Below are 11,185 nucleotides of genomic sequence, written 5' to 3' on the forward strand. Positions count from 1 at the left end.
AGCGAGCCTGCTCGCGATGACTGACTAACATTCAACATCTTCGTTGAATGTTAAGCCCTCATCGCGAGCAGGCTCGCTCCCACAGTGTTATGTGTTGGGCATCAAGATTTAGTGACTAACCCATCCGCCCGAAACATCCCGCGAATCCCGCGCACAGCCTGACGAATCCGGTCCTGGTTCTCGATCAGCGCGAAGCGCACATGATCATCCCCATACTCACCAAATCCGACTCCCGGCGAGACGCAGACTTTCGCCTCGGCCAGCATCTTCTTGGCAAATTCCAGCGAGCCCAGGTGCGCATACGCTTCGGGAATCTTCGCCCAGACGTACATCGACGCTTTCGGGTTTTCGACCATCCAGCCCAGTTCGTGCAGGCCTTTGACCAGCACGTTGCGGCGCTGCCGATATTGCTCGGCGATGTCTTTGACGCACTGTTGATCGCCTTCCAGCGCCGCAATGGCTGCGACCTGCAGCGGGGTGAACGTACCGTAGTCGTGGTAACTCTTGATCCGGGCCAGGGCGTTGACCAGTTCGGCGTTGCCGACCATGAAGCCGATGCGCCAGCCCGCCATGTTGTAGCTCTTGGACAGGGTGAAAAACTCCACCGCGATATCCTTGGCGCCCGGCACCTGCATGATCGACGGGGCTTTCCAGCCGTCGTAGACGATGTCGGCGTAAGCCAGGTCGTGCACCACCAGTACGTCATACTGCTTGGCGAGGGCAATTACCCGCTCGAAGAAATCCAGTTCCACGCACTGCGCGGTGGGGTTGGACGGGAAGCCGAGGATCATCATTTTCGGTTTCGGGATCGAGCCGCGAATGGCGCTTTCCAGTTCGGCGAAGAAGTCCACGCCAGGGATCAGCGGCACCGAACGCACCTGGGCACCGGCAATCACGGCACCGTAGATGTGAATCGGGTAGCTCGGGTTCGGCACCAGCACGGTGTCGCCCTGATCGAGGGTGGCCAGCATCAAATGCGCCAGGCCTTCCTTGGAACCGATGGTGACAATGGCTTCGCTTTCAGGATCGATATCGACCGCGTAGCGATCCTTGTACCAATTGGAAATCGCCCGGCGCAGGCGCGGAATGCCCTTGGACGTCGAATAGCCATGGGTGTCTTCGCGCTGGGCGACGGTGACCAGTTTTTCCACAATGTGCGGCGGAGTAGGGCCGTCAGGATTGCCCATGCTGAAGTCGATGATGTCTTCGCCACGACGACGGGCGGCCATCTTCAGCTCGGCAGTGATGTTGAATACGTAAGGGGGGAGTCGATCTATGCGCGCAAAGCGGCGCGGCGAACCTGGGTTAGCCATTGTTGCCTCGTTAACGTGAGCGCCCGGAACCGTCCGAGCGACGCTGGCCACTGCGGTGGCCTGTGGCGGAATGTAAGGGCTGTTGTGGCACACTGTCCAGCCACGACGTAAACAAATTTGTCCGAAGGAACCCGGTTGATGGAATTTACCAGCGGCTTTCTGCTGAGCCTTTCGCTGTGCCTGGATATCGGCGTGGCCAATATCGCGATGATCACGTTGGCCATGCAACGCGGCTATTTTCAGGGCTTTGCCCTGGGGTTGGGGACGTGTGTGGGCGACCTGATCTACGCGGTGCTGGCGCTGGCGGGCATGACCGTTTTGCTGCAATACGAAACCGTGCGCTGGGTCCTGTGGATTGGCGGTTCAGCGCTGCTGGTGTATTTCGCGGCGAAGATGATTTATTCGGCGATTCACCATGAAGCGGTGCTGGCGCAGTCCGCCGAAGTGGGGCAGAACTCCCATCGGAAGGAGTTTTTCCGCGGGATCTTCCTGGCTATGTCCTCACCCAGCGCCATCCTCTGGTTCGCGGCGGTGGGCGGCACTTTGATCGCGCGTTCCGGTGGCGGTGATGCGGTCAGCTCGGCGCTGTTTCTTGGTGGCTTTCTCTGCGCCGGAGTGCTCTGGTGTGTCGCTTTGTGCTTTGCGGCGAGTCATGGCGGCAAGTTGCTGGGTGACAAACTACTGCGTTACTCGTATATGGCATCGGCAGCGATCTTCTGCTATTTCGCGGTGTACGTGATCCTATCGGGTTTTAACGAGTTCGTTGGTGCAGGCGCCGTCGAGCAGTTGCACGCCCTGTAATTGGGCGAATCGGGTTTGGCTTCTATACTCCCAGCCGAACCCACTTTTTTGTTCCAGGAGTTGAGTCATGGATGAGCAAACAGGCGTAAAACCGGCCGAGCCCCGCTTCGAACACGGGCACTTCCTGCTCATTGCAGGGCTTGGTGCACGATTTACCCAGCAGACTACCCAAGGCATCCCCGACCTTTGGGAGAAATTCGTTCCCGAGATTGGCAAGATTCCCGGTCAAAAAAGCGAAGTGACCTACGGTATTTGCTGCAATCCCGATGGCAAAGGTGGTTTCGAATACATCGCCGGCGTTGAAATCAGCAAACTCGACGACCTGCCCGAGAAGTACCGTTGGGTCGAAGTTCAGCCTCAGCATTACGCGGTGTTCGAGCACCAAGGCTCGCTGGACCAGTTACCCGCAACCTTTCAGTACATCTGGAAAACCTGGCTGCCGCAGTCCGGTAAAGAAGCGGCGGATGCTCCGGAATTCGAGCGCTACAGCGAAGACTTCAACCCGAAGCTCAACACCGGCAAACTGGAAATCTGGCTGCCGCTCAAAGAACAATGACTGCATCAAGAGGCGGACCGTCGTCCGCCTCTTGAACGTCATTTGCCTTGCTTCATCCGCCGCGACCGCAACACGTCAATCGACAACGTGACAAAGCCAAACGTGCTGATGCCCAACAGCAAGAGAAGTCCGATCTGAACGCTGCTCATGGTGTATTCCCCTATCAATGGTCAGAGACAGGCAACACCAATAATCCGAACAGACCGACAATGACAGCGCCTATACGCAGGCTTTACGGCGCATGCGGTGATCGATATGAACACCTTATTAATTTATGATCCCCAGCCTTCCCCTCGCTGATTCCGAGCCGCCATGAACACCGTCATCCGCCACGTCACGCCCGCTGACCTGGACCGCTGCTACGCCATCGAAAACGTTGCCTACGAAGGTGACGAAGCCGCCACCCGCGAAAAAATCGCCACCCGCATTGCCACCTGGCCCGAAGGTTTCATCGTCGCCGAAGTGGACGGCGTGGTAGCCGGTTTCATCAATTCCGGTGCGGCGTTTGAAGTGGAAATGTCAGACGAAGCGTTCAAGGAACTGATCGGCCACGACCCGGCCGGGCCGCAGGTGGTGATCATGTCGGTGGTGGTGCACCCGGATTTTCAGGGCCAGGGGTTGGCGAAGCGTTTGATGGGCGAGTTCATCGAGCGGATGCGAGCGATGGGCAAGACCACCATTCACCTGATGTGCAAGGAACGGCATGTTCCGCTGTATGCCGGATTCGGGTTTGCCTACATCAAGCCTTCAGCCTCCGACCACGGCGGCATGGCGTGGCATGAGATGGAGTTGATGTTGTGATCGAGTCTTATGAGGAACGTGAGCGGCGAGATGAGACCATCGCGCTGACCAGGCTGCTTTCGTTCTCTTCACGAGACAAGAAGCAGGGAAAGCTGATTTCTGGTGACTTGTTGCTAGAAAAGCTGGCGAAGCGGCGCCAATTGCTGCAGCACGATAACGATGCTTGAGACCTTCAACGTCGAGTTAGCGAGCACTGCGTAACAGACGTTGTCTCACTGGAGCACCATGCGACTCTGAAGTAACTGTTCGGCGACTACTTATTGCTCTGACAGCTTCCGACATCCCCCAAGGGTTGCATCAAGGCAACCCTTTTTCGTGTTTGATCAGTACAGACTTTCACGCACCCGCGCCGGCGCTTCCCGGTCGTATGTTTCCGCATCAAATTGCCCGTCATTCAAGCGCTTGTGAAACGCCCCCGCCGTCGGCAGCGCCGAGCGATCCAGATGCTTCTCGGGGTTCCACAAGTCCGAACGCACAATTGCTTTCGAGCAATGGAAGTACGCCGCTGCCACCGTCACCAGCATCACCGTGCGCGCCGGTTTGCCATTCACCGCAAAACTCTCCAGCAACGCTGGTTCCGCGCTGATCTGCGCCGTGCCGTTGACCCGCAACGTCTCGCCGATTCCGGGAATGATGAATAGCAGCGACACCCGCGAATCGAGCACTACGTTGCGCAGCGTGTCGATGCGGTTATTGCCCGGGCGATCCGGGATTGCCAGGGTCTGCGGGTCAATAATGCGGACGAACCCCGGCGTGTCGCCCCGGGGCGAACCGTCCATGCCGTCAGGGCCAACCGAGCTGATGATCACCAGCGGCGAGGCGCGAACCATCGCCTGATAGTCCTCGTTCAGAAAGGCAATTTGCTTGCGCACGGCGCGGTCGTGGGGTTGGCCGTAGATCGCTTCCAGTGCTTCGATGCTGTCGAGCATAACCACCTCAGAAAATCAGACTCATGCGCCGTTCATAACCGATCCGGCCCCGGTACGCTTCGCCGCTGTCGACCCAGCCGAATTTTGCATAGAGCGCGATGGCGGCTTCGTTGTCTGCATCCACCGACAATTCCAGCGCCTTGATCTCCGGAAATGCCAGTCGAGCTACTTCGGGCAATACTTGCAGACAGGCCTTCCCATAACCTTTGCCTTGAGCGCGATGATCGACTTGCAACGCATGCAAGGTCGCACTGTGTTCGTCGGCCCACGCCGGCAACACGGGCGGGCGTTTCAGCAGCAGGAAGGCCACCGGAATGTCCTCGACCAGCAGCGCAAATCCTTTCACGCCTGGGCCGGGCTTGGACAGCAAGGTGTGCAACGCACCGTGGATGTCGCCGGAAAACTTGATCTGATCTTTATGCACTTCGATGGCCTCGACCTGCTGGCGCTGGCGCGCGTTCAGGCTTTCGTAAGGCACGAGTCGGGTTGTCACTGGAGTGTCCTTTTTCCAACAAAATGTGTTTCGGATTCTAGCGAGTTTGCGTGGATGGATTATTTTTATTTCGACTGTCGATCTGGCGTTGCGCCGGACGACTAAGGGTGTCTTCACAACAAAAACCACGGAGAACCACCATGACGGCTACAACTGAAATCCAGACCCTGATCGACAATTATCGCCAGGCGGTGATCGCCAAGGATGTCGAGAAACTCATGTCTTTTTACGGCGACGACATCGTCTCCTACGACGCGGTCAAGGCCCTGCAATTCCGGGGCAAGGCGGCTTACCGCGCGCATTGGGAGGAGTGCATGGAGATGTGCCAGGGCGCGCACAAATTCGACTTCGATCACATGAACATCGTCGCGGACGAGCACATCGCCTTCGCCCACTGGCTGGCTCATTGCGGCGGCACCAACGAACAAGGTGAAACCCAGGCCTGCTGGATGCGGGTGACCGCCTGCTATCGGCGCGAAGCCGGGCAATGGCGCATCGTCCACGAACACTGGTCGGCCCCGTTCGACATGATGAGCGGCACGACGCTGTTCAATCTTGAGCCCTGAACCTCGGGTTGCTTCGTCGGGAAAATCGCGAAAGCGCCCATCTGCAGCCATAGTTGATCAGTTCGATCCGGGAGAGCCCACATGAAGTATCTATGCCTGGTCTACAGCAACGAACAGGAGTTGCACTCGCAGCCCGACAGTCCTCATGACGCCGAGTGCATGGCCTACGCCGAGTCGATCGAGGGCAGCGGCCGGATGATTGCGGCCGAGGCGCTGGAGTCGGTGCAAACCGCGACCACCGTGCGCATGCGCAACGGCAAGATGTCGATCACCGACGGACCGTTCGCCGAAACCAAGGAGCAGTTGGCCGGCTTCTACCTGATCGATGCCAAAGACCTCAACGAAGCGATCCAGGTCGCCGGCAACATACCGGCGGCCCGGGTCGGCAGTGTCGAGGTGCGTCCCGTTCGCCAATTGAATCCCTGAATAACAAGCACAAGACAGGAGATCCCCATGAGTCCACAGCCCTATAAGCATCAGCCTGCCGAATTCGAATTGTCCATCAGCCGGCTGATCGACGCGCCGCGCCGCAAGATCTTCCGCGCCTGGACCGAGCCGGCCTTGCTCGCTCAGTGGTGGGGACCTCACGGCATGACCACGCCGGAATGCGAAATGGACCTGTGGGTCGGCGGCCAGTTTCGCACCCTGATGCGCGCTCCGGATGGCACCGAATACCCGACCATGGGGGTCTTTCTGGAAATCGTCGCGCCTGAACGCCTGGTGTTTACCGACGCGTTCATGCCCGGCTGGATTCCCTCGGGCAAACCGTTCATGTCGGCCGAGGTGACACTCGAAGACAAGGACGGAAAAACCCTCTACATCGCCCGTGCCATGCATTGGTCCGAAGAAGATCGCCAAGCCCATGAGGCCATGGGTTTTCACGACGGCTGGGGCCAAAGCCTCGACCGGTTGGTGACGCTGGTGACTGAAGGCATGCCGGACTGATGACAGACGCTTCGGTCACCGCTCGGGTCGAGCAGGTCTACCGCGAGGAGTCGCGGCGGATTCTGGCGACGCTCATCCGCTTGCTCGGCGATTTTGATCTCGCCGAAGAAGCCCTGCACGAAGCGTTTTTCGTCGCGGTCGAGCGTTGGCAGCGTGACGGCGTGCCGGACAACCCGCGCACCTGGCTGGTGTCCACCGGGCGCTTCAAGGCCATTGATGTGTTGCGTCGGCGCGCGCGTTTTGCCGCTTCCCGGCCAATGTTGATCGCTCAACTGGAAGAACTGGAGCAGGCCGACTGGAGTGATGAAGACGTGGAAGATGATCGCTTGCGCCTGATCTTCACCTGTTGTCACCCGGCCCTCGCGTCGGACGCCCAGGTGCCATTGACCTTGCGTGAAGTGTGCGACCTGACCACAGAGGAAATTGCCCGCGCATTTCTCTCGGCGCCGGCGACCATCGCCCAGCGCATCGTGCGCGCCAAGGCGAAAATCCGTGACGCGAAAATCCCTTATCAAGTGCCGACGCTGGCGGAACTGCCCGAGCGTCTCGACAGTGTGCTCAGGGTGATTTACCTGGTGTTCAACGAAGGTTATTCGGCGTCCGTCGGCGCAGAGCTGACCCGCGAAGACCTGACACGCGAAGCGATTCGGCTCGGGCGTTTGCTGCTGGAGTTGTTGCCGGAATCGGAAGTGATGGGGCTGCTGGCGTTGATGCTGCTGCATGAATCACGACGCCCGGCGCGGACGTCGGCGAGCGGTGAATTGATTTTACTGGATGAACAGGATCGCTCGTTGTGGGATGCCGGGATGATTGCCGAAGGTTGCGCGCTGGTGGAGGCGGCGCTGACCACTGGACGGTTCGGGCCGTATTGCCTGCAAGCGGCGATTGCGGCGGTGCACGCCGAAGCGCCCACGGCGGGGGAGACTGACTGGCAGCAGATTGTGGGTTTGTATGACGTGCTGTTGGCGGCGGTGCCTTCGCCGGTGATCGAGTTGAACCGTGCGGCGGCGATCTCCAGGCGGGATGGGCCGTTGGCGGGGTTGGTGCTGGTGGAGGGGATTCTGGAGCGGGGGGATTTGCTGGATTACCACTTGGCGCATTCGGCGCGGGCGGATTTTTGTCGGCAGTTGGGCAGGCGTGAGGAGGCGCGGGCGGCGTATGAACGGGCGTTGGCGTTGACGCAGCAGGTGCCGGAGCAGCGGTTTATCGAGGCTCGGATCAAGGCGTTAAAGTGATGTGAGACTGCCGGCCCCATCGCGAGCAGGCTCGCTCCCACAGTGGGTGGTGGTGTGCACAAATTTTGTGATCACCACGATTCACTGTGGGAGCGAGCCTGCTCCGGGCGGCGTTCCGACGATAAGGGCCGCAGGACCTTCACTCCAACATTTTGCTTAATAACCAACTCCCCGCCGGCCCCGGCGGATGCAGCCGCGACCACAGGGCATCGACAAACACCGGTTTCGGCCAGCCGCGCACGTCCAGTTCCTTCAATGTTCCCGGACCAAACCGCTCCACCAGCCAGCGTGGCAACGGCGCCCAGCCGAATCCGCCTTGGGCCATTTCCAGCAGCATCAGGTAACTCGGCGCCGACCAGACGCGTCCCTTTGCACGGCTTTCGTACGGATTGACGATCGTCGCCAGCCGCAACTCTCGGTGCTGTTGCAACACGTCTTGATCGACGAGGTTCAGCGCCGCCAACGGATGTTCACGGGACACGAACAGGGCGATTTCCGTCCGTTCCTCCACGGTGGAACTGACCAGATCCGGCGGATAACTGTCCTGCTTTTCGGCGAAGGCCACATGCGCACGGCCACTTTGCACCAGCGCCACCAGGTCATCACATTCAGCGATCAGGCATTCAAGTTCGAGGTCTGGATAACGCTGCTCGAAAGCACTCAGCGCCGCTTCGAAACGGTCGGATTGATAAGTGTCGGAAATCGCCACCGTCAGCTTCGGCTCAACCCCTTGGGACAGTTGGCTGGCGGTCATTTCCAACCGGCTGGTGGCGGCGAGGATTTCCTCGGCTCGTTGCAGCATCACATGCCCGGCCGGGGTCAGGCTCGGTTTGCGGCTGCTGCGGTCGAACAGGGTCAGGTTCAGATCGATCTCCAGGCTGGCCACTGCGGCACTGATGGTCGACTGACTGCGCCCCAGCTTGCGTGCGGCCGCGGAAAAAGAGCCTTGCGTCGCCGCCTGGACAAACGCCTGCAACACTTCCTGAGACGCCATGAACTATCGCCTTGCTCGATGGTTATTGGTTAGGAAGTATCGGTGTGAGAACGGATGATGGCAACCACAGTCACTCAGGGAGCCCTGATCATGAGCGCTAACAAATCCATCACCGAACGTATTTTCCAGGCCATCGGTTTCGAAGTGCTGGCCATCCTGATCTGTACGCCGCTGCTGGCGTGGATCATGGACAAGCCAATGATCGAGATGGGCGCCGTCACCGTAGTGATCGCCGCCTTGGCCCTGGGCTGGAACGTGGTCTTCAACGGTCTGTTCGACCGTTTGCTCAAACACTATGGCATCGTCCACAACGCCTGGGTGCGGGTTGTCCATGCGTTGCTGTTCGAAGGCGGGCTGGTTGCGATGGGTGTGCCACTGATTGCGTGGTGGCTGAACGTCAGCCTGTGGCAGGCGTTCTTGCTGGATATCGGCGTGTTGCTGTTTTTCCTGCCGTACACCTACGTTTATCACTGGGCGTATGACGTGGTGCGCGAGCGCATGTTGATGGTGTCTACTGCCCGCTAATCCAGAGAGAACAGTTTTTGTGGCGAGGGAGCTTGTCGGATCGCCGCACCGTCCCGCTCGAGTGCGAAGCGCTCGCAAAATCTTCGACAGTTGCCGGGATTTTGCGGCTGCTTCGCAACCCAGCGGGACGGTGCGGCGATCCGACAAGCTCCCTCGCCACAGGTTTAGGGGTTACAGGAACATCCCGCCCGACGCTTCAACGCGCTGGCCATTGATCCACTGACTGCCCGGTGCCAGCAGCAATGCAATCGCAGCACCAATGTCATCCGGCTGTCCCACCCGACCCAACGCGGTATTGCCGGCGATGTAGCTGTTCACATCACTGTTATCGCGCACGGTACCGCCGCCGAAATCCGTCTCGATTGCGCCCGGTGCCAGGGTGTTCACGGAAATGCCGCGGGCGCCCAGTTCCTTGGCCTGGTAGCGGGTCAGCACTTCCATCGCGCCTTTCATCGCCGCGTAAGCGCCGTAACCCGGCAAGCTGAAGCGGGTCAGACCGCTGGACACGTTGAGGATGCGCCCACCGTCCGCCATCAGCGGCAGCAGGTTCTGGGTGAGGAAGAACGGCCCCTTCAGGTGGATGTTCATCAGCAAGTCGAACTGGGCGACGGTGGTGTCGACGAAATTTGCGGTCAGGCCGATGCCGGCATTGTTGAGCAAGAAGTCGAAGTGCTGGCGATCAAACCGGCTGCGCAACACGTCGGCGACCTGGGTGGCAAAGTCTTCGAAACGTTCGCTTTGGCTCACGTCCAGTTGCAGCATCACCGCCCGTGCGCCGAGGCTTTCGATCTCAGCGACCAGTGCCTGCGCCTCGTCGGCCTTGCTGTTGTAGGTGCCGATAATGTCGACGCCTTGGGCGGCCAGATGCAGGGCTGCGTTTTTGCCGAGGCCGCGGCTGGCGCCAGTGATCAGTGCGATTTTACGGTTCATGGGACTTCCTCAAGGGTAGTGAGTGACGGTGTGGAGGAAGTTTATTTATCCGGCCTGAAGTGATAAACACACTGAAATCGGAATCACTGGTCGGTTAATCCGAACAATAAAGGGCGGCCCCGTGAACAAACTGGAACTGCTACGCACCTTCGTTCGTGTTAGCGAAATGTCGAGTTTTACCTTGGCGGGCGAGAGTCTGGGGTTGCCCCGGTCCACAGTGTCCGAGCACATTCAAGCGCTGGAAACACTGCTGGGTACGCGCTTGTTGCAACGCACCACGCGCCGGGTCCAGGCGACGCAGGACGGACTCGTGTTGTACGAACGCAGCAAGGATTTGCTGTCGCACATGGACGACATCGAAGGCCTGTTTCGTCAGGACCCGGCTTCATTGGTCGGGCGCATTCGCATCGACATGCCCAACTTTCTGGCCCGCCAAGTGGTGATGCCGCAGCTACCGGAATTCATGGCGCGCCACCCCCATCTGGAACTGGAAATCAGCACCACGGATCGGCGAGTGGATTTGCTTCGCGAAGGCTTTGATTGCGTGTTGCGAGTGGGGGCGCAACCGGATCAATCAGTAGTCGCTCGCCGTGTGTGCGATTTTGCGATGGTCAACTGTGCGAGCCCGGCGTATCTGCAGCGCTACGGGATTCCCGAAACGCTCGAAGACCTGGCGCAGCACCGCATGGTGCATTACGTCGGCGTATTGGGTTCGCGGTCGGACGGGTTTTTGTACGAGGTGGAGGGCAAGCCGCAGCAACTGCCGATGGCGGGCAGCGTGACGGTCAACAGCACTGACGCTTATGAGCTGGCGTGTCTGGGAGGATTTGGTCTGATTCAGGCGCCGATCAAGGGCATGCAGTCGCACTTGAGCAGCGGTGATCTGGTGGCGGTGTTACCACAGTTGAGCGCACCGTCGATGGAAGTGTCGTTGCTCTACGCCCGGCAACGGCATTTGCCGCTGCGGGTGCGAGCGTTCATGGACTGGCTGGCCAATGTCATCCAGTCCACAACTTGACGCGTTCCCTGTAGGAGCCGGCTTGCTGGCGATCCAGGCAACGCGGTGTGTCTGTTTCACCGTGTTGTCTGGATCGCCA

General features: G+C 59.4%; 15 protein-coding genes. 10 read left to right on the forward strand and 5 right to left on the reverse strand.

Annotated elements, in window-relative coordinates:
* Window positions 1-101 precede the first annotated feature (101 nt).
* Entirely contained in the window at window positions 102-1,313 is a 1,212-nt protein-coding gene (gene alaC, locus ACRC4F_RS30685) for an alanine transaminase (protein WP_438662667.1), read from the reverse strand.
* A 138-nt stretch (window positions 1,314-1,451) separates the two neighbouring features.
* Here alaC and ACRC4F_RS30690 point away from each other — a divergent pair, with 138 nt between their 5' ends.
* The 4 genes from ACRC4F_RS30690 (at window position 1,452) to ACRC4F_RS30705 (ending at window position 3,638) form a co-directional block, all read left to right on the forward strand.
* On the forward strand, window positions 1,452-2,114 hold the full coding sequence (locus tag ACRC4F_RS30690) for a LysE family translocator (protein WP_438662668.1): 663 nt from the start codon (window positions 1,452-1,454) through the stop codon (window positions 2,112-2,114).
* 67 nt (window positions 2,115-2,181) lie between these two features.
* Complete coding sequence (locus tag ACRC4F_RS30695; RefSeq protein ID WP_438662669.1) at window positions 2,182-2,670, forward strand: GyrI-like domain-containing protein; 489 nt, start codon at window positions 2,182-2,184, stop codon at window positions 2,668-2,670.
* A 312-nt stretch (window positions 2,671-2,982) separates the two neighbouring features.
* Window positions 2,983-3,471 (forward strand): GNAT family N-acetyltransferase, encoded by a 489-nt coding sequence (locus tag ACRC4F_RS30700; RefSeq protein WP_438662670.1) that lies wholly within the window; start codon window positions 2,983-2,985, stop codon window positions 3,469-3,471.
* Entirely contained in the window at window positions 3,468-3,638 is a 171-nt protein-coding gene (locus tag ACRC4F_RS30705) for a hypothetical protein (RefSeq protein ID WP_438662671.1), read from the forward strand. Before ACRC4F_RS30700 ends, ACRC4F_RS30705 begins: the two co-directional genes overlap by 4 nt.
* Before the next feature lie 156 nt (window positions 3,639-3,794).
* On the opposite strand, the gene ACRC4F_RS30710 is transcribed toward ACRC4F_RS30705, so the two are convergent.
* Entirely contained in the window at window positions 3,795-4,400 is a 606-nt protein-coding gene (locus ACRC4F_RS30710; protein WP_438662672.1) for a pyridoxamine 5'-phosphate oxidase family protein, read from the reverse strand.
* 7 nt (window positions 4,401-4,407) lie between these two features.
* Window positions 4,408-4,893 (reverse strand): GNAT family N-acetyltransferase, encoded by a 486-nt coding sequence (locus ACRC4F_RS30715; RefSeq protein ID WP_438662673.1) that lies wholly within the window; start codon window positions 4,891-4,893, stop codon window positions 4,408-4,410.
* A gap of 140 nt (window positions 4,894-5,033) precedes the next feature.
* Here ACRC4F_RS30715 and ACRC4F_RS30720 point away from each other — a divergent pair, with 140 nt between their 5' ends.
* From ACRC4F_RS30720 to ACRC4F_RS30735, 4 genes are all read left to right on the forward strand, one after another.
* Window positions 5,034-5,459, forward strand: coding sequence for a YybH family protein (locus ACRC4F_RS30720; protein WP_438662674.1), 426 nt, complete (start codon window positions 5,034-5,036; stop codon window positions 5,457-5,459).
* 81 nt (window positions 5,460-5,540) lie between these two features.
* Window positions 5,541-5,885 (forward strand): YciI family protein, encoded by a 345-nt coding sequence (locus ACRC4F_RS30725; RefSeq protein ID WP_438662675.1) that lies wholly within the window; start codon window positions 5,541-5,543, stop codon window positions 5,883-5,885.
* Between the two features lie 27 nt (window positions 5,886-5,912).
* Window positions 5,913-6,404 carry an SRPBCC family protein gene (locus tag ACRC4F_RS30730; protein ID WP_438662676.1) on the forward strand — a complete coding sequence of 164 codons (492 nt, stop codon included), beginning with the start codon at window positions 5,913-5,915 and terminating at the stop codon, window positions 6,402-6,404.
* Window positions 6,404-7,639, forward strand: coding sequence for an RNA polymerase sigma factor (locus ACRC4F_RS30735; protein ID WP_438662677.1), 1,236 nt, complete (start codon window positions 6,404-6,406; stop codon window positions 7,637-7,639). The genes ACRC4F_RS30730 and ACRC4F_RS30735 overlap by 1 nt, the downstream gene beginning before the upstream one ends.
* Before the next feature lie 139 nt (window positions 7,640-7,778).
* Here the strand turns inward: ACRC4F_RS30735 and ACRC4F_RS30740 are convergent, their stop codons facing one another.
* Window positions 7,779-8,633 carry a LysR family transcriptional regulator gene (locus tag ACRC4F_RS30740; RefSeq protein ID WP_438662678.1) on the reverse strand — a complete coding sequence of 285 codons (855 nt, stop codon included), beginning with the start codon at window positions 8,631-8,633 and terminating at the stop codon, window positions 7,779-7,781.
* A 90-nt stretch (window positions 8,634-8,723) separates the two neighbouring features.
* On the opposite strand from ACRC4F_RS30740, the gene ACRC4F_RS30745 reads away from it, so the two are divergent.
* A complete protein-coding gene (locus ACRC4F_RS30745; protein ID WP_438662679.1) occupies window positions 8,724-9,158 on the forward strand; it encodes a multidrug/biocide efflux PACE transporter in 435 nt (144 codons plus the stop codon).
* A 171-nt stretch (window positions 9,159-9,329) separates the two neighbouring features.
* Here the strand turns inward: ACRC4F_RS30745 and ACRC4F_RS30750 are convergent, their stop codons facing one another.
* Window positions 9,330-10,088, reverse strand: coding sequence for an SDR family NAD(P)-dependent oxidoreductase (locus ACRC4F_RS30750; protein WP_438662680.1), 759 nt, complete (start codon window positions 10,086-10,088; stop codon window positions 9,330-9,332).
* A gap of 121 nt (window positions 10,089-10,209) precedes the next feature.
* Between ACRC4F_RS30750 and ACRC4F_RS30755 the strand changes: the two genes are divergently transcribed.
* Window positions 10,210-11,106 (forward strand): LysR substrate-binding domain-containing protein, encoded by an 897-nt coding sequence (locus ACRC4F_RS30755; RefSeq protein WP_438662681.1) that lies wholly within the window; start codon window positions 10,210-10,212, stop codon window positions 11,104-11,106.
* The last annotated feature ends 79 nt before the right edge of the window (window positions 11,107-11,185 follow it).

The sequence above is a fragment of the Pseudomonas sp. genome (assembly GCF_051660785.1).
Classification (GTDB): domain Bacteria; phylum Pseudomonadota; class Gammaproteobacteria; order Pseudomonadales; family Pseudomonadaceae; genus Aquipseudomonas.

Bases quoted from the DNA above. Each gene is read 5' to 3' on its own strand.
- ACRC4F_RS30745 (WP_438662679.1), top strand. From the start codon at position 8,724: ATGAGCGCTAACAAATCCATCACCGAACGTATTTTCCAGGCCATCGGT.
- alaC (WP_438662667.1), bottom strand. From the start codon at position 1,313: ATGGCTAACCCAGGTTCGCCGCGCCGCTTTGCGCGCATAGATCGACTC.
- ACRC4F_RS30720 (WP_438662674.1), top strand. From the start codon at position 5,034: ATGACGGCTACAACTGAAATCCAGACCCTGATCGACAATTATCGCCAG.
- ACRC4F_RS30695 (WP_438662669.1), top strand. From the start codon at position 2,182: ATGGATGAGCAAACAGGCGTAAAACCGGCCGAGCCCCGCTTCGAACAC.
- ACRC4F_RS30740 (WP_438662678.1), bottom strand. From the start codon at position 8,633: ATGGCGTCTCAGGAAGTGTTGCAGGCGTTTGTCCAGGCGGCGACGCAA.
- ACRC4F_RS30750 (WP_438662680.1), bottom strand. From the start codon at position 10,088: ATGAACCGTAAAATCGCACTGATCACTGGCGCCAGCCGCGGCCTCGGC.
- ACRC4F_RS30735 (WP_438662677.1), top strand. From the start codon at position 6,404: ATGACAGACGCTTCGGTCACCGCTCGGGTCGAGCAGGTCTACCGCGAG.
- ACRC4F_RS30690 (WP_438662668.1), top strand. From the start codon at position 1,452: ATGGAATTTACCAGCGGCTTTCTGCTGAGCCTTTCGCTGTGCCTGGAT.
- ACRC4F_RS30730 (WP_438662676.1), top strand. From the start codon at position 5,913: ATGAGTCCACAGCCCTATAAGCATCAGCCTGCCGAATTCGAATTGTCC.
- ACRC4F_RS30700 (WP_438662670.1), top strand. From the start codon at position 2,983: ATGAACACCGTCATCCGCCACGTCACGCCCGCTGACCTGGACCGCTGC.
- ACRC4F_RS30725 (WP_438662675.1), top strand. From the start codon at position 5,541: ATGAAGTATCTATGCCTGGTCTACAGCAACGAACAGGAGTTGCACTCG.
- ACRC4F_RS30710 (WP_438662672.1), bottom strand. From the start codon at position 4,400: ATGCTCGACAGCATCGAAGCACTGGAAGCGATCTACGGCCAACCCCAC.